The sequence below is a fragment of the Jonquetella anthropi DSM 22815 genome (assembly GCF_000237805.1).
GTDB classification, from domain to species: domain Bacteria; phylum Synergistota; class Synergistia; order Synergistales; family Dethiosulfovibrionaceae; genus Jonquetella; species Jonquetella anthropi.
The window spans coordinates 1554097-1571643 of record NZ_CM001376.1 but is presented as its reverse complement, the minus strand read 5'-3'; the positions used below and the strand labels follow the sequence as shown (position 1 = coordinate 1571643).

At 60.9% G+C, this 17547-nt stretch carries 18 protein-coding genes; all 18 read right to left on the bottom strand.

The window, feature by feature from the left end; genetic code table 11:
• Positions 1–103 precede the first annotated feature (103 nt).
• Positions 104–1387, bottom strand: coding sequence for a Glu/Leu/Phe/Val family dehydrogenase (locus JONANDRAFT_RS07350; protein ID WP_008519644.1), 1284 nt, complete (start codon positions 1385–1387; stop codon positions 104–106).
• Between the two features lie 154 nt (positions 1388–1541).
• Positions 1542–1892, bottom strand: coding sequence for a hypothetical protein (locus tag JONANDRAFT_RS07345; protein WP_008519643.1), 351 nt, complete (start codon positions 1890–1892; stop codon positions 1542–1544).
• Between the two features lie 37 nt (positions 1893–1929).
• On the bottom strand, positions 1930–2853 hold the full coding sequence (locus JONANDRAFT_RS07340) for an RluA family pseudouridine synthase (protein ID WP_008523406.1): 924 nt from the start codon (positions 2851–2853) through the stop codon (positions 1930–1932).
• The gene (locus JONANDRAFT_RS07335) at positions 2832–3914 is read right to left on the bottom strand and encodes a 3'-5' exoribonuclease YhaM family protein (protein ID WP_008523405.1); all 1083 of its coding nucleotides are present in this window, start codon (positions 3912–3914) and stop codon (positions 2832–2834) included. Before JONANDRAFT_RS07335 ends, JONANDRAFT_RS07340 begins: the two co-directional genes overlap by 22 nt.
• A 180-nt stretch (positions 3915–4094) precedes the next feature.
• Positions 4095–5216: a recombinase RecA gene (gene recA / locus JONANDRAFT_RS07330; protein ID WP_008519636.1), complete on the bottom strand. Its 1122-nt coding sequence runs from the start codon at positions 5214–5216 to the stop codon at positions 4095–4097.
• The gene (locus JONANDRAFT_RS07325) at positions 5213–5779 is read right to left on the bottom strand and encodes a 2'-5' RNA ligase family protein (RefSeq protein WP_008523402.1); all 567 of its coding nucleotides are present in this window, start codon (positions 5777–5779) and stop codon (positions 5213–5215) included. Before JONANDRAFT_RS07325 ends, recA begins: the two co-directional genes overlap by 4 nt.
• Entirely contained in the window at positions 5772–6284 is a 513-nt protein-coding gene (locus JONANDRAFT_RS07320; protein ID WP_008519634.1) for a CinA family protein, read from the bottom strand. Before JONANDRAFT_RS07320 ends, JONANDRAFT_RS07325 begins: the two co-directional genes overlap by 8 nt.
• Positions 6272–6781 (bottom strand): phosphatidylglycerophosphatase A family protein, encoded by a 510-nt coding sequence (locus JONANDRAFT_RS07315; RefSeq protein WP_008523399.1) that lies wholly within the window; start codon positions 6779–6781, stop codon positions 6272–6274. The genes JONANDRAFT_RS07320 and JONANDRAFT_RS07315 overlap by 13 nt, the downstream gene beginning before the upstream one ends.
• On the bottom strand, positions 6778–8073 hold the full coding sequence (rimO, locus tag JONANDRAFT_RS07310) for a 30S ribosomal protein S12 methylthiotransferase RimO (RefSeq protein ID WP_008519630.1): 1296 nt from the start codon (positions 8071–8073) through the stop codon (positions 6778–6780). The genes JONANDRAFT_RS07315 and rimO overlap by 4 nt, the downstream gene beginning before the upstream one ends.
• Positions 8070–9377 carry a RodZ domain-containing protein gene (locus JONANDRAFT_RS07305; RefSeq protein WP_008523397.1) on the bottom strand — a complete coding sequence of 436 codons (1308 nt, stop codon included), beginning with the start codon at positions 9375–9377 and terminating at the stop codon, positions 8070–8072. Before JONANDRAFT_RS07305 ends, rimO begins: the two co-directional genes overlap by 4 nt.
• Positions 9374–10048: a ribulose-phosphate 3-epimerase gene (rpe, locus tag JONANDRAFT_RS07300; protein ID WP_008523395.1), complete on the bottom strand. Its 675-nt coding sequence runs from the start codon at positions 10046–10048 to the stop codon at positions 9374–9376. Before rpe ends, JONANDRAFT_RS07305 begins: the two co-directional genes overlap by 4 nt.
• The gene (locus tag JONANDRAFT_RS07295) at positions 10045–11217 is read right to left on the bottom strand and encodes a PASTA domain-containing protein (protein WP_008523393.1); all 1173 of its coding nucleotides are present in this window, start codon (positions 11215–11217) and stop codon (positions 10045–10047) included. The genes rpe and JONANDRAFT_RS07295 overlap by 4 nt, the downstream gene beginning before the upstream one ends.
• Before the next feature lies 1 nt (position 11218).
• Positions 11219–12535: an RsmB/NOP family class I SAM-dependent RNA methyltransferase gene (locus JONANDRAFT_RS07290; RefSeq protein WP_008519622.1), complete on the bottom strand. Its 1317-nt coding sequence runs from the start codon at positions 12533–12535 to the stop codon at positions 11219–11221.
• Complete coding sequence (locus JONANDRAFT_RS07285) at positions 12532–13251, bottom strand: DUF6391 domain-containing protein (RefSeq protein WP_008523391.1); 720 nt, start codon at positions 13249–13251, stop codon at positions 12532–12534. Before JONANDRAFT_RS07285 ends, JONANDRAFT_RS07290 begins: the two co-directional genes overlap by 4 nt.
• A gap of 64 nt (positions 13252–13315) precedes the next feature.
• Positions 13316–14011 (bottom strand): zinc metallopeptidase, encoded by a 696-nt coding sequence (locus JONANDRAFT_RS07280; protein WP_008523390.1) that lies wholly within the window; start codon positions 14009–14011, stop codon positions 13316–13318.
• A 12-nt stretch (positions 14012–14023) separates the two neighbouring features.
• A complete protein-coding gene (locus JONANDRAFT_RS07275) occupies positions 14024–15193 on the bottom strand; it encodes a DegT/DnrJ/EryC1/StrS family aminotransferase (protein ID WP_008523388.1) in 1170 nt (389 codons plus the stop codon).
• 412 nt (positions 15194–15605) lie between these two features.
• Positions 15606–16364 carry an HAD family hydrolase gene (locus JONANDRAFT_RS07270; protein ID WP_008523385.1) on the bottom strand — a complete coding sequence of 253 codons (759 nt, stop codon included), beginning with the start codon at positions 16362–16364 and terminating at the stop codon, positions 15606–15608.
• The gene (locus JONANDRAFT_RS07265; RefSeq protein WP_008523383.1) at positions 16361–17533 is read right to left on the bottom strand and encodes a MalY/PatB family protein; all 1173 of its coding nucleotides are present in this window, start codon (positions 17531–17533) and stop codon (positions 16361–16363) included. Before JONANDRAFT_RS07265 ends, JONANDRAFT_RS07270 begins: the two co-directional genes overlap by 4 nt.
• Between the last annotated feature and the right edge of the window lie 14 nt (positions 17534–17547).

Sequence of the window (17547 nt, the reverse complement as noted above, 5' to 3'; positions counted from 1 at the left end):
AAGCGGCAGTTCAACGGGAGGACTGCCGGACGAGTCTCAGGGGAGCCTATGAAAAATTCCCTGCCGAGATACGGCAGGGAATTTTTTCTGTAAAGGACAATTTTTACAGGAACAGACCTCTCATCTTGACGGCTTCGGCAACTCGATGGATAGCGGCCAAGAAGGCGGCTCTTCTCATGCGGACGTTGTGTTCCTTCGAGTAGTTCCACACTCTCATAAAGTTCTCGGTCATCTGATGGACAAGACGCTCGTTGTAGCGCTCTTCCGTCCAGAAGTCGCCGCTCAGGTCTTGGCACCACTCGTAGTAGGATCCGATGACGCCCGCCGAGTTGGCGAGGAAGTCAGGAATCACGAGGACGCCTTTCTTGGCGAGGATCTCATCGGCTTCGGGGGTCGTCGGTCCGTTGGCGCCTTCGACGATGAACTTAGCCTTGATCTTGTCGGCGTTCTTGGCGTTGATGGCGCCTTCCATGGCGCAGGGAAGCATCACTTCGCACTCAATGTCAAAGATATCGGCGCACTCCATCTTCTTGACGCCGGGCTGAACTTTCTCAAATCCGGTCAGCAGACGTTTCGGGTCGTTGGCTGCATGAGCCAGAGCCTTGGGAATGTCGAGGCCGTCCGGGCAGTAGTACGTGCCGGTGATGTCGGAAATGGCGACGACCTTCATGCCGAACTCGTGCAGGAACTTAGCGGTGAAGCTGCCCACGTTGCCGAATCCCTGAACTGTGACCTTGCCGCCCTTGACCTGGGCGCCGACCACGTCAAGCAGAGCCTTGGCGCAGGTGGCCACGCCGAGTCCGGTGGCAGCGCCGCGTCCGCGGGCGCCCCAGAACGACACGGGCTTGCCGGTGAAGATGGCGGGTTCCAGCCGGCCGCGCATCTTGCTGATCGTGTCAGTAAACCACACCATGGTCTGAGGATCGGTTCCCAGATCGGGAGCCGGCACGTCGGTCATAGCGCCGACGACGGGCTCAATGCGGGCCGCGAACGTGCGGGCGATACGCTCTTTTTCCTTGGCTGACAGCTTGAGGGAGTCGCAGTTGACGCCACCCTTGCCGCCGCCGTAGGGGATGCCGGCCAGCGAGCATTTCCAAGTCATCATGAACGCCAGAGCTTCGCACTCGTCCATGCAGACGTCCTGGTGGAATCTCACGCCGCCCTTGCCGGGGCCCAGAGCGCTGCTGTGCAGTACCCGGAAGCCCTCGAAGACGCGGATGGATCCGTCATCCATCTCAACCGGGACGGAAACGCAGGTCTTGCGCTCGGAGTGAGCCAGAATGTCCGTGAGCCCGTCAGGCAGCCCCATCTCCTCGGCAGCGCCGTAGAAGTTCGCCAGAGCGGTTCTCAGCAGAACGTTTTCAGAAGTTCTTTTCACAACAGCCATGGGAAGCACCTCCAAATGATGTTGGCAACGACAAGTCGTTGCATTCCACTACGAGAAACTACCTCACTGTTGATTGCTTTCTGACAGTTCAATCATACCATGTTCTGGCCGCTCTGACAGAGAAAATACGGGAGGGGCCGACGGGATAAAACGACTAATATCCGCCGCAGCACCCCGAGCAGCCTTCGCAGCCGCCCGAAGCGGGCTGCTGGATGAGGGCAGACAGGCACATGGGGACGACCATGAAGAAAATGCCCTGCAGGTCGATTTCCACTTGGTCGTTCTCGAACTCGATGGCGTCGGGGACCCAAATGGTCACGCCGTCCTTTTCGAGCTTGGTGAAGTCGGCCTCGCTGAAATTGGCCCCCTCGGCCGTTTTGACCAGCGCCACCAGCTGGCTGTGACACGCCATGCCGATTTGGTCGATGTACACTTCACACTCGGGGCCGATTTCTTTGAGTCTCTCCAAGGCGCGGTCGGTGATGATCAGGTTCAGGTTTCTCATGTTTTTTCCTCCTCAGGATGTTTAAAAACGATTTTAATTAGGAATAAATCTCAAATCCAAGCTTTTGGCAGACCGACGCCATGTCGGCCGCTAACGGCGCGTCGAAACGTCTCCCCGAGATCTCCTTCAGGCAGTCGTCCGGGGAGTTCACAACCAAGCAAGTAGCATGAAGCATCGGGCGGCGGATTCCCAGCCGGCGCACCTGTGGCTTGGCGGAGAAGTCGCCGTACTTGGCGTCGCCTAAGATCGGGTGGCCGATGTGGTTCATGTGGACGCGGATCTGATGGGTTCGGCCCGTGAGGATCTCCACCTCTGCCAAGCTGAACTGTCCGTCGGTGGCGAGGCGTCGGAACCGCGTAACGGCCCGTTCGCCATTCGACGCCACTCGGACGAGTTTTTTGTCCGGGTCCTTGAGCAGCGGCGCGTCGATTTGCCCGGAAGGCGGCAGCTGGCCGCTGACCAGAGCGAGATAGGTTTTATTCGCCGTTCGCTCTTTGAAGCAGACCATCAGGCTCCGAAGGGCTTGTCCGTCCAGCGCGAGGATCATGACCCCTGATGTGTTCCTGTCCAGCCTGTGAACCAGCTGGGCGCCGAAGGCCGGATCGGAGGCGTAGCCGAGCGCGCGAGTCGCTACGCTGTCCTCGCCTTTAGTGTCCGGCTGGCTGAGCAGTCCGGCCGGCTTGTTGATCACCAGAACGGAATCGCTCCGGTAAAGGACGTCAAGCGGTCTGTGTCGGACTTGAACTTCCGGCTGGGCGTCGGGTGCTTCCCACGGGACGAACACCATCTGACCTGCGGCGACTTTGGTCCGAAAGTCGGCGCGGGCCCCGTCGAGGCGCACGCTTCCTTTTCGGAAGAACTTCATCATAGCGCCGAGCGGCAGCGCCGGATAGATGCTCCGAAGCAGGGCGTCCAGCCGGCGTCCGTCGTCGTGTCGGGTTACTTCAAATTGGTATGACACGGTTCGCTCCCGGCGGGGTCGTCAGGCCGCCACTTCCAGAAACGTCGTTGGGCGGAAAAGTCCCAAGCCGATATGGCCTGTCCTGGGTCGGTCCCGCCGTCTAACGCGCCGGTCGCTTGGCTCCAGCAGGCCAAAAGAAAGTCCAAATTATCCGCGGCGGCGACGATGAGGGCTTCCGGCGTGGCCGGCAGGACCGGCGAGCCGAACTCCTTCTGTCCGTGATGGCTCAGCAGGATGTGCCCCAGATGGGTCTTTAGGGGCTCTTGAAGGCCAAATTCCTCAGCCAGCCGGCAGAACTTGGCGTAGCCGCGGGCCACGTGATCTATTACAGTGCCCTCGAGCGTCATTTCCGGGCCGGGGGAGAGCAGGTACGAGTCCAGTTTCCCCAGGTCGTGAAGGCAAGCTCCGGCAGTTACCACGTTCACGTCTGGGCGCAGGGCCGAGCCGGCGTAACTTTCGGCCATGGACTTAGCCAGCCGCGCCACGCCGAGCGTGTGTTCCAGCAGGCCGTGAACGTAGGCGTGGTGATGGGCCACTGCCGCTGGGTAGACGAGAAACATGTCCCAATACGGCCCCTGAGGGTCGAACACGAACCGCAGAAAATCTCCGGCCGGGCCGCTGCAGCCGTTGATGAGCTCGGAGAACTGGCGGCTCAGCTCCTCGATTGGCACGTCGGACGACTGGATAAGAGCCGTGGCTTTGTATCGCTCGTCAGTCTGGTTCAGAATGTAGGCCTTGTTGAACGTGTACTGCGTCTTGCCGTTGTACGAGCCAACCTGCCCCAAGACGCCCAGCGTCTTGCCCTTCAAGTTGATGATGTCCGGTGACTCGGCAGGGGATGTGATGACCTTGGCAGGGTCAGAGCGTTTGTCGTACCACTGACAGTTTCCCCATATTTTCGCGGTGATCGTGCCGGTTTTGTCCGACAGCTCGACGTTCCAATAGGGGTTATCGTTTCGGTCCCGCAGCATCCGAACGGACGTGACGAGGCCGAACGCGTTGAAGCGCTCCCCTTCGGAGAGCGCGGACACTTCCGCAAAAGTTCTATTCGTATCGCTCATTAACGGGCTCCTTTGCGCGGATATCGTCGGCCGATTGTCGAGCCTTTTCGTCTTGTATTCTATCACCATTCGTCGGTTGAATCGGCGAGTGCCTTGCCGAATGTAAGACTCAGAAATGACGGCAAAAATAAAAAGCGTCTCAGGCAGAGGAACCTGAAACGCTTTGACTCTGTTTTGGAATTACTCTTCGTTGGTCAGCTCGATGACCTCTTCGTCGATGTCGATCTGCGGCCCGCCGGATGCTTCGCCCTCTTCCGGCTCGTCCCCTTCTTCGCTGACGGTCACAAAGCCGAGGCTTTCGGAGACTTTCGCCAAGACGGCGGCCTTGATCTCTTCCTTCAGATCCGGGTGCTCGTCCAAGTAGGCTGCGACCTTCTCCTTTCCTTGAGCGATCGTCTCGCCCTTGTAGGTGACCCACGAGCCTTTGCGCTTCAGGATGTTGGCGTCCATGCTCATGTCCACCACGGCCATGGTCTTTGGCACGCCCTGACCGTAAATCAGCGAGGCGTGGGCGGTGCGGAACGGCGGCGCCAGCTTGTTCTTGACGACCTTGATGAACAGCTCGTGGCCGATGGTCTCCTCGCCTTTGGTGATGTTCTTGCCCCGCCGCACTTCGATTCGGACCGACGTGTAGAACTTCAGCGCTCGGCCGCCGGTGGTCGTTTCCTGAGGGCCCCGGGCATAGCCGGTTGAGATGGTGGCTCGCAGCTGGTTTATGAAGATGACGATGCACCGGCTCTTGGCGATGGCGGCGGTGAGCCGTCTCAACCCGTAGGACATCAGCCGGGCCTGCAGGCCGACGCTCGGGTCGCCGATCTGTCCGTCGATTTCTGCCTGAGGCGTCAGGGCCGCCACCGAGTCGACGACGACCATATCCACGGCGCTACTGCGCACGAGCGTTTCCAGAATGTACAGGGCCTGCTCGCCGCTGTCAGGCTGGGCCAAGTAGAGGCTTTCAACGTCAACGCCCAGAGCGGCGGCCAGCCGAGGATCGAGCGCGTGTTCGGCGTCGATGAACGCGGCAATGCCCCCGGATGCCTGTGTCTCGGCGATGGCGTGAAGCGCCAGCGTCGTCTTTCCCGTGCCCTCAGGGCCAAAGATCTCGACGATTCGGCCTCGGGGCAGGCCACCCACGCCCAGAGCGACATCGAGCGGCAGAATGCCGGTGGAGATGACGTCAGCCTGAATGGCCTTGTTGTCGCCCAGCCGCATGATGGATCCTTCGCCGAATTTGCTTCGGATCTCATCAATGGCCTGGGTCAGAACTTCTTCCTTGGTCGTTGGAGCCTGACGTTTCGTCACGATTTTCCCTCCTCTTGGGATTGAGGCGCCGCGGGGAGACTGCGGCTTGCAAGAATCTGATACCGGGCGCCCTGAGGCGTCAAAGTGCTGGTCCGAAGCTGAACGGCTTCGACGGAAAACGACCAGCGTTCAAACGGCTGAAACAGAGCCGCGTTGACCCGCCCTCTCCGCCGGCCGATGGTGATATGGGGGACGAACGGACGCCGTTCGGGCGCCAGCCCTGCCCGTCGGCAGACCTCAGCTGCAAAGCGGACGCACTCGGTCAGTTGGGGCGGACAGTCCAGCTTCAGGCTCCACGCGTCGGCTCCCATGAGGACGACGTCTCCTTCGCCCCGGAGGACGAACGGGCCGGGGAGCGGAACGAGCGGGAACGCGTCAATCAGCTGTCCGCTCGCCTCCGGTGGAAGTGGCCCGCAGAACCGCAGCGTGACGTGGGCCCATCGGCAGTCCGTCGGCCGAAGGGCGGCGGGGGAACAGACGCACTGTAGCCGGGCAAAACTCGCTTGGTCGGGCTTTTCCAGCGGCAGACAGAAGAACCACCGCCGGCTGTCTTGGCTACTCACCGTTCAGCTCCTGTCCTAAAAGGGCCCGGCGCAGCAGTTGGAAGGCAAATTCTACGGTCTGAAGCCTGACGCTCGTCCTGTCGCCTTGGAAATGACGGCACAGGGTAATAGGATCGCCAACCGCCGGTTGAAGGCCGAACCAGACCGTCCCGACGGGCTTTTCCGCGTTTCCGCCGTCGGGCCCGGCGATTCCAGTGACCGACACGGCGATATCTGAGCCGGTCAGGCGCCTAACCCCTTGGGCCATGCTGGCAGCACAGGGCGCGCTCACGGCGCCGGACTCGTCGAGGATGGACTGCGCCACGCCCAGCACGTTCACCTTGACGTCGTTTGAGTAGCTGATGACGCCGCCGACGTACCAGTTCGAGCTGCCGGGCACGGACGTTATCACCGCGCCGATGAGCCCGCCGGTGCAGGACTCGGCCGCTGCCGCTGTCAGCCCTTGGCGGACCGCCAGCTCCTGTAGGGCGCGTGCTTTCTCGTTTAAGGTCTCTAAAGAAACCATGTCAAAAGTCCTGTGCCGGATTGGCCCTGAAAAAAGTACCGAAAGGCGACGAGGCAGAGGTTTGCCTCCACGCCGGCCAGCAGGTCGTCGGCCATGATCCCGACGCCGCCGGGCAGTTTTTCGAGTTTGTTGACCGGCCACGGCTTGAGAATATCAAAAAGTCGGAACAGGGCAAGGCAGGGGATTAGCCAACCGGCAGAGGCGCGGCTGACCATATGGCCGGCCAACGCGATCCACTGGCCTGCCAGCTCGTCGACGATGACTTCCCCCGGGTCGGACTGGCCGAGCGCTCTAGCGTGAGCGCCGCTGGCCCACGTCCCGACGAGAATGGCCGCTAAGATTGCCCAAGGCATGACCTGAGCCGGCAGAAAGTACGCGATGATGCAGGCTTCTGCGCTTCCAATCGTGCCGGGGGCCTGTCCCATGCGCCCGGAGCCAGCCAGCGTGGCAATCCAGCCGGCGGCGCCGAGAGGGCGTTTTTCCTGAGAATCGGTCATGATTTCCCTTCGCTTTCAACTGGACGGCCGAACAGGTCGTACTCTGAACTGTCGTCAATCAGAGCGGATACGATATCGCCCGGCTGAGAGGCCGAGCCGGAAAGGGCGACAGCCCCGTCGATTTCCGGGGCGTCCCGATAGCTGCGTCCCCAGCGGGTGCCGTCCTGATCGACCTCTTCGACGAGGACGTCGAGCCGTCGGCCGACGAACAGCGCCTGCCGCCGCCGGGAAATGGACTGCTGAAGCGACATCAGCTCGTCGTACCGCCGCCCTTTTTCGTCTTCGGGGATTTGGTCGGGGAACGAAGCCGCCTTCGTGCCGTCTTCCGGCGAGTAGGTAAAAGCTCCTAGCCGGTCGAACTGGATATCCTCCACAAAGTCCAGAAGCCGGTCGAACTGGCGCCGCGTCTCGCCGGGAAAACCAACCATCAAGGTGGTGCGGAAGGCAAAGTCCGGGTTAATCTCCCGGGCGATTTTAAACAGCGACCGAATTTTCGTCTCCACCGGCGGCCGGGCCATGCGCTCCAAGACCTGATTGTCGATGTGCTGAATTGGCACGTCGAGCCACGGGACGATTTGTTTGCTGGACGCGATCTGTTCGAGAAGCGCCGTGTCCAAGTGGGAAGGGTGGAGATAAAAAAGCCGAAGCCATACCGATTGGGGCAGCGTTTTCTCGAGCTCGGTCAAAAGTTTTGGCAGAGAACGCTTTTTGTAGAGGTCAGCGCCGTACTCGGTCAGCTCTTGGCCGACAAGGCAAAGCTCTTTGGCGCCTTCTGAGACGAGCCGGCCGGCTTCTTGAACCAGCTCGTCGATGGGGCGACTGCACAGCCGTCCCCGAATGCCGGGGATAGCGCAGTAGGAGCACTGGCAGTTGCAGCCCTCGCTGATTTTGAGATACCGGGTCCAAGGCGTTCGGGTCAGGATATGCCGCCCGTCTCCCAAGTAGGTTGCTCCCATCGACTCGATGAGCTCTTGCCATTGCTCGGAGCGCGCCCAGTAGTCCACGGTGGGGAATTCCTTTTTAAGGTCGTCGCCGTACCGGTTGACCATGCAGCCGACGACGGCCAAGGCCTTTACGTCGCCGCGGGCTTTCATCGTTTCCATGTCGAGCATGGTGCTGATGCCCTCTTCGACGGCCGGTTGGATGAAGCCGCAGGTGTTCAGTAAGATAAGGTCTACGCCCTCAGACTTGTCGGTCAAGGAAAACCCCGCCCTCGCCATGATCCCGGCAAGCCGCTCGCTGTCCGCCTCGTTTTTCGGACAGCCTAAAGTGACGATGTGAGCTGTTTTCACTGCTTGGAGACAGTCCCGTCCGGCGCGTAAATCAGTCGAAGGACGCCGCCGCCCGGGGAAGCCGGGGCGCTGCCGTCCACCGAAGCCTTGACGTTTTGTCCGGCACCGTAAATAACTCGCAGGCCAGTGCCGATTTCAAAGGAGTGGCGGGCGCCTTTTTTGATGATCTTCGCGAAGATTTTTTTGCCGTCCCGGGTCACATCAAGCCAGCAGTCGCCATCGGCAACGATGACGAGCTGTTTCGATGACGAAGCGGAGGCTGAGACGGCCGAAGTAGAGGTTGACGCGGCCAGAGCGCCCGCGCTCTGTTCAGACGTGCCAGTCGATTGAGCCGGCTGGTTCGGCGTCTCTTGCGCGGGGCGGACGTGTACGATATCGGCAGCCATCGGGTTTGTCGGGATGGTCTTTCCTGCGCCCGACGACGTTTCGCCTTCGGAAGGCGTTTCGTTTGAGGGCAGAACTGCAATGGTGTCGGCGGTTTTTTGAGTTTGAGTGGCTGGGGCGACGTCAAGCGACACGTCTCGGCGGCTCCACCAGGTCCAACCGGCGCCGATGAGAATCAAAACGGTTAAGGCAAGCAGGATCAATCCGCCGCCTTTTTTCCGCCGGGTCGCGTATGGGGCAACCGTTTTGCGCCGGGAGATCGGCGGCTGAAGCGGGTCATTGGCCCACTGGGCCGACTGGCGGGGCGGCGTTGAAGGCCTTGACCGTCGGGGAACCTGAACGGTTACGGCATGGTCTGCTTGGTCTTCGTGAGAAGAGACAGCCTCTCGCTCGTCTTCTCCAACTTCGGCATTGGAAACCAACGGGGCGAGCGGCAGATCAGGTTCATCGCGGTCTGTGCCAGAGAACTCAGGGGCTTCAATCTGCTCCCCGATGTGGTAATCCTCGTTCAGCGGGGCGGCAGGCTCGTCACCCTCGTCGACTTCGCCCGGGGCAAGCTTTTCCTGTGAAACCGGTTCGTCCTCTCCTTCCGGCAGGGCTTCGTCTACTGTCGGCTCCTCCTCAGCTAAAGTCGCCGGGGCCGGAAAGACTGGCGGCGTGTCGCTCAAGAACGGGGAGTACGCCGGCCAGACATCCATCAGGTTCATCAGGCTCAAGTATTTCTGGACGAAGCCTCGGGCCTGAACCCAGCTGGAAAAGCCGGAAAAGTCGCCCCGCTCAATTCCCTCGAGAAAACGGGGCTGAATGCAGGTCATCGTTGTGACGTCTTCGATCGAAACGCCCCGAGCTTGCCGGGCTTTCTGCAGGACGCTGCCAAGCTCTTCGAGGCTGTGATATTCCGCGTTGTGAGTGTCGATCATCTTGAAAGCACCTCCATGGCACGTTCTCTCATCTCCCGGGCCGTTTGTGCCGGAGCAGGAGTGTTAAATAGGGCGTTTCCCATGACTGCCGCGTCAACTCCGGCAGTCAGCGCTTGGACAAGCGTGTCCTTCCCAAGCCCTCCGTCCATTTCGATGACGAAATTCAAATTCTTGGCGGCTCTCCACTGGCAGAGGGTCTGAGCCTTGGAGCAGACGCTTGAAATAAACGACTGGCCGCCGAACCCGGGGTTCACCGACATCAGCAGGACGAGATCCAAACAGTCGAGCACCGGCTCGACCATGCAGACCGGCGTCCCCGGGTTGAGTGAGACGCCCGCCCAGATGCCGTTCTCCCTGATTCGCGTTAAGGCCCTGTGCAGGTGTCGGGTGCTCTCCTGATGAACGGTGAGGCAGCTGGCGCCGCAGGGCAGAAACATGTCCAGAAAATTCTCCGACGGCTCTACCATCAGGTGGACGTCAAGCCACGCGTCCGGGTACTTTTTCCGCAGGGCTTTGACGAGCGACGGGCCGTACGTCAAATTGGGCACGTAGTGGCCGTCCATGATGTCCACGTGGAGCCAGTCATACGCGCCGTCGAGTTTCTCGACCGATTCAGCCAAGGCCAGCGGATCAGCTGACAACAGCGACGGCGCGAGGAAGAACTTTCTCATTTGTACCGATCCTGCCAGACAAATTCCCCGCCGAGGAAGATGGTGACGATCGCCTCACCGGTATAAGGTACGTTGAGCGATATCGTCTCGCTTGGCTTGGCCTGCCGTTCGAGAATCTTGTGGGTGCCGCTGCGGTCGGTCATCTCAATCCGAAGGCTCATGCCCTTGACCGGCGGCACTTGGTAGCGGACGGTCGCGGTCTTACGGCCCTGTGCGGACGACGTTTGATCGACTTGAGCCGGCCCGGGCGCGGCTTGTTCTCCTTGCGCTGAAACGGTAGCAGGTGAGGCTTGCTCGCCTTGCGCTGGAAGAGTGGCGGTTGTTGTTCCGCTCGGGGCTTCGGCGTTCTCGGCCGGAGCTGCGGGTTCTGCGTCTCCTGCAGGAGTCACCATGACGATTTTAGCACCAGTCGCTGTTGTAGGGCCGGCTTGCGGCAGCTCGTCCGCGGTCGGCTGAGTCGCGTATTTCTTATCTGTCGTGGCCACGGTGAGCGTGATCTTGCTCTTCTGCGCGACTGATGAGCCGGCTCGGGGGCTCATGGCGATCACCATGCCGGTGGGGGTCGATTTGCCGTACTGCCATGTGACGGAGGTTCTCAGGCCGCTGGCGCTCAGAAGTTCTTGGGCCTGAGAAAGTTTCTTGTCCACCACGTCGGGAAGGATCACCTTGCCGGCGGCAACTTGGCCGAGGCTCACCAGCAGGTCAACTTTCTGCGACGACGGAATATTGGCCGGATAGGCCGGGTTCTGGGCGATGACAGTGCCGGCCGGCTCAGACGCCGATACCTTGAGAAGGTCTCCTACCGCGAACCCTTGGTTCTGCAGCTGCGCCACGGCAGATGCTTCAGGCTGCCGTCTGACATCTGGGACAGCTACGCCCTGAGTTCCTTGGCTGACTCTCAGAGTGACGATTTTGTCGGAGCGGAGCTTGCGTCCCGCTTCGGGCCACTGGCTGATGACAGTGCCCTGAGGCAGAGACGACTCCTGTTGATCGATACGGGCTTGCAACCCTATTTTTTCAAGCGTCGCGACCGCTTCAACGACGGAAGTCCCGCGAAGCGGAGGCAGCGGAGAGCTTGAGCTGCCCAAGAAAATGTTGTACCCGATGACAGCCGCCGATCCGATGACGGCCAAGAGGGCCAGAAGAATCGCCAAACGCAGAAAACGCATATTACCGCTCCTTTCCTAGCGGACGTCGCAACTTAACAAGATAGAATCCGTCGTTCCACGGCGTCGAGGGAAACGCGACGGCGCCGGGAGATCGAAGTGAGTCAAATTTAAAAGAAGGACTGAGCGGTTCAACGGTCATCGGCGTCTCTTCGATGACCTGCGAGACGACCGCTTCATTTTCTGCCGCAAACAGACTGCAGGTAGAGTAAATCACCGTCCCGCCGGGCTTGACGAGCCGGCAGGCCCGATCAAGAAGCCGGCGCTGCAGAGCCGAGTTGCTTGCTAAGTCCGATTCGCTCAGCCGCCACTTGGCCTCCGGGTGACGCCGCCACGTTCCGCTTCCTGAACAGGGCGCGTCAACTAAAATGGCGTCCGGCGCTTCTTCTGGGACGAGTTCCAGCGCGTCGCCTGTCCGAAGTTTTGCCCGACCTGTCAGGTTCAGCCGGGTGAGTTCTTTCATGCCGGCGAGAACCCGTGGCTTCGAGAGGTCCCAGCCTTCCAGCGTGAGCCGGACATTGGCTTGAAGCACCGCTCCCGATTTGACGGCCCGGCCGGCGCACATGTCGAGGATTCGGCCTTCGGGGCACGAGGCGGCCGCTTCGTGGGCGACGGACATGGACGTTTCGCTCTGAGGCGTGACGAGTCCGGCGTCATACCCGGGCAGGCAGGGTGGCAGAGCGGTCGTCTCAAGGCGAATGGACTCGCTTAAGAGGTCAGACGGCGAAGCGTTCCAGCCCGACGCCCCCAAGGACGCGAGGACGCGTTCCCGCAAGTCCGATCGGGAGACCCGAAGCGCTAAGGCGACGGGAGACTGCTGGGTCTTCAGCAGAGCGTCCCCAGTTTCGGAGCCGTAGTCGCGGGTGAAAAGGCGGGCAGCCCAGAGAGGAACCCCGAACAGCAGACTTCGCGCTTCCAGCGAACGGTCGTTTCCCAACTGTTCAAGGCGCGCCGGTCCTTGGTCGAGCAGACGGCGCATGACCGCGTTGACCACTTTTGCCCCCCCGCGGTCAGACCGTTTTGTCCAGTCGACTAAGCCGTTGACTAACGCGGGCACGGCGAAGTTTTTCAGTTCAAGCGCTCCGGCCGCGCCGAGCTGGAGCGCGAGACGGACCGACGGGGAAAACCCTTCGGGCTTTGGGCGGAGATATTCAAACGCGAGAAAACGCCACAGCTCGGCCCGCCGCAGACAGGCGTAAACCAGAGACGCTGCGAGAGTCCGATCCGGGGCGTCGAGGGGAAGATCCCTCAGCTTTTGGGACGCGAACCCGCCCTTTTCGACGGCGGAGAGGACTTTCAGGGCCGCTTCAATGCCTCTCACGAGATGCTCCTGTCCGACGGCGTTTCGTCTAAAATTTCCGCTTCGAGCGGAGCTCCCTCGTCGGCGGTGGAGATGAAAAAGCCACCCTGCGACCAGAGAAACCGGCCGCCTAAAGCGGACTGGCGCTCGGCGGTCTCTCGAATGTCCGCCAAGCGAAGGCCTCTCACGTCAGCGTTAATCAGCGCGAAACGCTCAAAGCTCGGGGCGATCGCCGGAGCAATCGCCCGGCTGGCCAAGACGGCCAGCACGCCGGTCAACAGGCTGAGATGCCCGCTGAAAAGGAGCAGGCCGAGCAAGAGGACGGCTAAAATGACGGTGGTCAGCGTCAAGGCTGCTGACGAGCCTCCGGCCGTGACGGCCAGATCTTTTTCGCCGTCTCGAAGCCGGTAGAGGGCGTGATGGGCCGCGTCCCAGACTTGGGCGGAGCTGAGCTGAGACGACAGGCCGAAGCCGTCCGGCTCGACGCCGGCAGGCTTTGACGCGGGGTCCTGTTCGCGCAGCAGGCGCACGGTCGCGTTCTGAAGGGCCGCGTTTCGTCTGGAAGCCTGATCGGTCAGCAGCTTCCACAGCCGGTCAGGCCGCCATACCTGCCAGTCCAAACCGCCGAACGCAAAGACCGCCAAGCCGATCAGAAGCAGGGGAACGGCGAGCCACAGCGTAAAGAAACCGGCCAGAGGGAGCAGGAACAACAGGAACAAAAAAAGAGGTGGGAACATGAACATCCCTCCAGAAGACAAACCGACGGGCGGAGTGACTTTCACCCCGCCCGAAACGGTTCAGCTAGTCTCGGTTCCTTGTGGCACCGCGAAGGATCAGCAGCCGGACGAGCTGGGTCAGCGACATGAGCGTCGCCGCCACGTACGTCAAAGCAGCTGCGCTTAAAACTTTCTTGGCGCCCAGCAGTTCCGGGCGGCTCAGCATCCCCGTCTCGTCCAAAAGCCGCAGGGCCCGCCGGCTGGCGTCAATCTCGACGGGTAGCGTGACGAGGTGGAAGGCCAGAACTCCCAAGTACAGGACAATGCCCAAGGTCATCAGCGTTTGCCCTCTCATGAGAAGTCCGATGAAGAAGAGGGGGAGCGCGGCTTGAGAGCCGATATTGGCGGCCGGCACAATGGCATTCCGAATCGCCAGAGGCCGATATTCCTGTTCGTGCTGGATGGCGTGCCCGACCTCGTGAGCCGCAACGCCGATCGCCGCGATGGAGTGGCTGTCGTACACCGGTTGAGAAAGGGACAGGCTCTTGTCCTGCGGGTCATAATGATCGGTCAGCGAGCCGGGGACAGGGCGAATCGGCACGCTTGAAAGGCCGAACCTGTCGAGCAGCGATCGGGCGACCTGCTGCGCCGAGTACCCGTTCTGGCTGGTCACTCGGCTGTAGGCGGCAAAAGTCCGCTGCGTTTTTGTTTGGGCCCAAAGGGCCAGCAGCAAAGCCGGGACGATCAGGAGGAACGTCGGATCAAGGTACGGCATCATCATGAAAAATCACCTCTAGGAGCCTGACGGGCTAAGAAGTTGCTGCTTGCGGTAGAACTTGGACATTGTTTCAACGACGCGGGCTTGCTCGTCGGCCGTCAGTTCGGGGAACATCGGCAGGGCGAGGACTTCTTGGGTCAGCTGCTCAGAGACCGGGAACTGGCCCGGTCGGCCGCCGAACGACGCGAAGCACTTCTGCAGGTGAAGCGATTGAGGGTAATACACTCGCGTCGCCACCCCGTTCTCCGCCATAAACGCCATCAGCTCGTCCCGTTTTTTAGCGCGGATGACGTACTGGTGGTAGGTGTGGCAGTTGCCTTGAAGTTCGGCCGGCGGCGTCACGAACTCGGTCAAGTTGGCCTGTTCAAAAAGGAGCCGATACCGCTCGGCGATGGCCCGGCGCTCTTCGATCCACTGGGGCAGGTGAGCGAGCCGAACCCGCAGGATAGCCGCCTGCAGCGCGTCCATACGGCTGTTCAGTCCCACTTCCTCGTGGAAGTACTGCTTGCCGGCGCCGTGAACTCGGAGCTTGGCAATCCGGTCCGCCGTCCTGTCGTCTCGGGCTGTCACCATACCGGCGTCGCCATAGCAGCCCAAGTTCTTGGTGGGGAAGAACGAGTAGCACCCGAGGTCGCCCCAAGCGCCGGCCATGATCATTCGATCTCCAACCCGCCGCCAGCTGCCGAAAGCCTGCGCGCTGTCCTCGACCACCGTGATGTGTCTTTCAGCCAGCTCTTTTTCTGTCTGCTCGAGAGGGACCATCTGGCCGAACAGGTGGACTGGAATCATCGCCCGGGTCCGATCGGTAATCGCCTCAGAGAGGCGGCTCAGGTCGATGTTGTAAGTGGCCGGATCAACGTCGACGAACTTCGGAGTCGCGCCGACTCTCGTGATGCAGCTGACCGTGGCGAAGAAGGAAAACGGGGTAGTGATGACCTCGTCGCCGGGTTTGAGGTCGAGGGACATCATGGCGAGCACCAAGGCGTCGCTGCCGGATGCGCAGGCAATGGCGCGGTGTGCCCCCAAGAAAGAGGTCGCCTCCGCCTCAAAGGAGGAGACTTCGCTTCCCATGATGAACTGCTGGCTTTCTAAAACGCGCGCGACAGCGGCGTTGATCTCGTCTTTGACTCGTGCGTAGTTGCGGTGAAGGTCAAACGAAGGAATCGGCTGAGATGCCAAGGACATCGAAAGATCGCTCCATTCATGTAAATTGAATGCACTATAAGTCTGTAAGCACCGTTATTGTAGCATGTTGGGCTTGAGAAGACGGTACGATAATTATCCGGATGCTACAATGGAATAGAAAGTGGAAATTCGGCAGAACTCAGGGAGGGGGCCGTGGTCTTGCGTCAGCTGGTACTGTACCTTTCGTTGGCCGCGCTGCTGGCCTACGGCTACGCCTTGGCCGGGCTTAGCGGCCATCTCGTCGGCCGAGGGAGAAACGACTACATCGCTTGGGGGTTGATCGTCGGCTCGATCTGCGCGGCCCTTGCCCTGATCCTTTGGCGCCGCGACGAGGCGGCGGAAGAGAAAAAAAGAAGTAAACGAAACGCCGCGGCCCTTCAGGTGAGAAGGGGCCACGGCGTTTCTCTTGGTGCTAGCGCGCTCGTTCGGAGAGAAAACGGTCAAGAATTTCTAAAACGCCGAAGATATTCTCGCTTGGCGCGAGCCAGCCGGTGCGCTCTTTGACGGCCGGCCGGGCGTTGCCCGGCGCGGCGGACAGTCCGCAGACGGCCATCATCGGCAGGTCGATCTCGCTGTCCCCAATGGCCAGCGCGTCGTTCGGGCTGACGCGAAGCGTTTGGCACAGCGCCCAAGCTCCGGCCCCTTTATCGCAGCCGCGGGGAACGATGTCAAGCGTGCAGGAGGATCTGTTGACTTGAAGCTCGGCGAGCTGCTCCGGCGTGATGAGGGCTTTAACGTTCGCGATCAGCAGCTCCAAATCGGACTGCAGTTCCTTCCCTTGCCGGCAGGGGTGAATCGAAAGGCAGGTGCGCTTCAGCTCGGTAAAACAGTTCAGCTGAGCGCAGTGCGCTTCGATCGTTCTCCTCAGATGGTCCATCAGCTCCTGTCCGGCCGGGGTGAGGCAGCTGTTGGCCTTTGGGCGTTTGAGCGAAGGAAAATACAGATAGCACCCGTGCTCGCACATGCAGGGGGTTGTGATGTCCAGCGCTTGCGTCACCGCTTCGACGTACGGGTCAGAGCGGCCAGTGGCCAGAGCAAACGGGATCCCTGAAGAGTGAATGAGGTCGCGGAGCTTGCTCATGGCGTCAAGGTCAAAGGGGAACCCTTTGTCCTTGGAAAGGCAGCCGTCCATGTCGCACAGGACAAGTTTGGGGCGGGAAGGGCAGGTCACCGTTTAAGGGCCGCCTCGAGCCGGTCGATGAACTCACGAAGGTGCGCTCGCTGGGTGGCGATGTTCAGCCGGGCGAAGCCTTTCGTGAGCTCGCCGAAGGAGGCTCCGTCGTTGAGGGCGACGCCAACTTTCTCCACGAGGAATTTCTGGAGCTCTTCGTTCGTCATGCCGAGCTCACGAAAGTCCACCAGCGGCACGTAGGTCGCCTCAGGGTGGACCAGCTTGACCGCCGGGACGCGGGCGGCCAGCTCTTTTTCGACGAAGTCAACGTTGCCCTTCAGGTAGGCGCGCAGCTCGTCGAGCCAGCTCTCACCGCCCTCAAAGGCGGCCTGACAGCCGACAAGGCCGAAGACGCTGCCGCCGCCGATATGGGTGCAATCGTCGGTAAAACGGAGGAACTGCCCGCGCAGTTTGTCGTTCGGGATCACGATCAGCGACGTGGTCAGCCCGGCGATGTTGAACGTTTTACTGGGCGCCATCATGACGACGCAGTGGTCTTTCGTCCAGTCGTTCAGGCTGGCGAACGGGATATGATGGCACGGCTCGTAGACGATGTCGGAATGAATTTCGTCGCAGACGACGATCAGGTTATTTTTCTCTGCAATCTCGGCGACCCTGTTCAGTTCCTCCCGGCTGAATGAACGGCCGGCTGGGTTATGGGGGTTGCAGAACAGAAGCATTCGGGCTGACTTGGCCTTCTCTTCCATCGCGTCGAAGTTCAGCTCAAACCGCCCGTCTTTAAAGGCCATGGGGGCGTCGACTCCATGACGTCCCAGCGCTTCGACGGTTCCCTTGAAGGGCGGGTAAGCGGGCGTGCAGAAAAGGACGCTGTCGCCCGGAACAGTGAAGCTTTGGACGGCCATGGAAATAGCGCTCACGACGCCGGGGGTGTGGCAGATCCACTCTTTCTTCACGTCCCAGTTGTTGCGCTTCTTCTGCCACGCCACGAACCCGTCGTGGTAGTCCGAGGGGAACACGCAGTAGCCGTAAATCGGGTGCTGGGCGCGGCGGCAAATCGCCTCCACGACGCAGGGCGGGGCGGGAAAATCCATGTCGGCGATCCACAGGGGAAGCAGGCCTTCTTTGCCAAAACGCGCGGCGGTGTCATCCCATTTGGTGCAGCCGGTGCCGCGGCGGTCAATCAGAGCGTCAAAGTCGTACACGAGCATCACGTCTCCTCACA

Excerpts from the sequence above, each read along its gene's own strand:
- JONANDRAFT_RS07350 (WP_008519644.1), bottom strand. The coding sequence starts at position 1,387 with ATGGCTGTTGTGAAAAGAACTTCTGAAAACGTTCTGCTGAGAACCGCT.
- JONANDRAFT_RS07345 (WP_008519643.1), bottom strand. The coding sequence starts at position 1,892 with ATGAGAAACCTGAACCTGATCATCACCGACCGCGCCTTGGAGAGACTC.
- JONANDRAFT_RS07335 (WP_008523405.1), bottom strand. The coding sequence starts at position 3,914 with ATGAGCGATACGAATAGAACTTTTGCGGAAGTGTCCGCGCTCTCCGAA.
- JONANDRAFT_RS07320 (WP_008519634.1), bottom strand. The coding sequence starts at position 6,284 with ATGGTTTCTTTAGAGACCTTAAACGAGAAAGCACGCGCCCTACAGGAG.
- JONANDRAFT_RS07315 (WP_008523399.1), bottom strand. The coding sequence starts at position 6,781 with ATGACCGATTCTCAGGAAAAACGCCCTCTCGGCGCCGCCGGCTGGATT.
- JONANDRAFT_RS07305 (WP_008523397.1), bottom strand. The coding sequence starts at position 9,377 with ATGATCGACACTCACAACGCGGAATATCACAGCCTCGAAGAGCTTGGC.
- rpe (WP_008523395.1), bottom strand. The coding sequence starts at position 10,048 with ATGAGAAAGTTCTTCCTCGCGCCGTCGCTGTTGTCAGCTGATCCGCTG.
- JONANDRAFT_RS07295 (WP_008523393.1), bottom strand. The coding sequence starts at position 11,217 with ATGCGTTTTCTGCGTTTGGCGATTCTTCTGGCCCTCTTGGCCGTCATC.
- JONANDRAFT_RS07285 (WP_008523391.1), bottom strand. The coding sequence starts at position 13,251 with ATGTTCCCACCTCTTTTTTTGTTCCTGTTGTTCCTGCTCCCTCTGGCC.
- JONANDRAFT_RS07280 (WP_008523390.1), bottom strand. The coding sequence starts at position 14,011 with ATGATGATGCCGTACCTTGATCCGACGTTCCTCCTGATCGTCCCGGCT.
- JONANDRAFT_RS07275 (WP_008523388.1), bottom strand. The coding sequence starts at position 15,193 with ATGTCCTTGGCATCTCAGCCGATTCCTTCGTTTGACCTTCACCGCAAC.
- JONANDRAFT_RS07265 (WP_008523383.1), bottom strand. The coding sequence starts at position 17,533 with ATGCTCGTGTACGACTTTGACGCTCTGATTGACCGCCGCGGCACCGGC.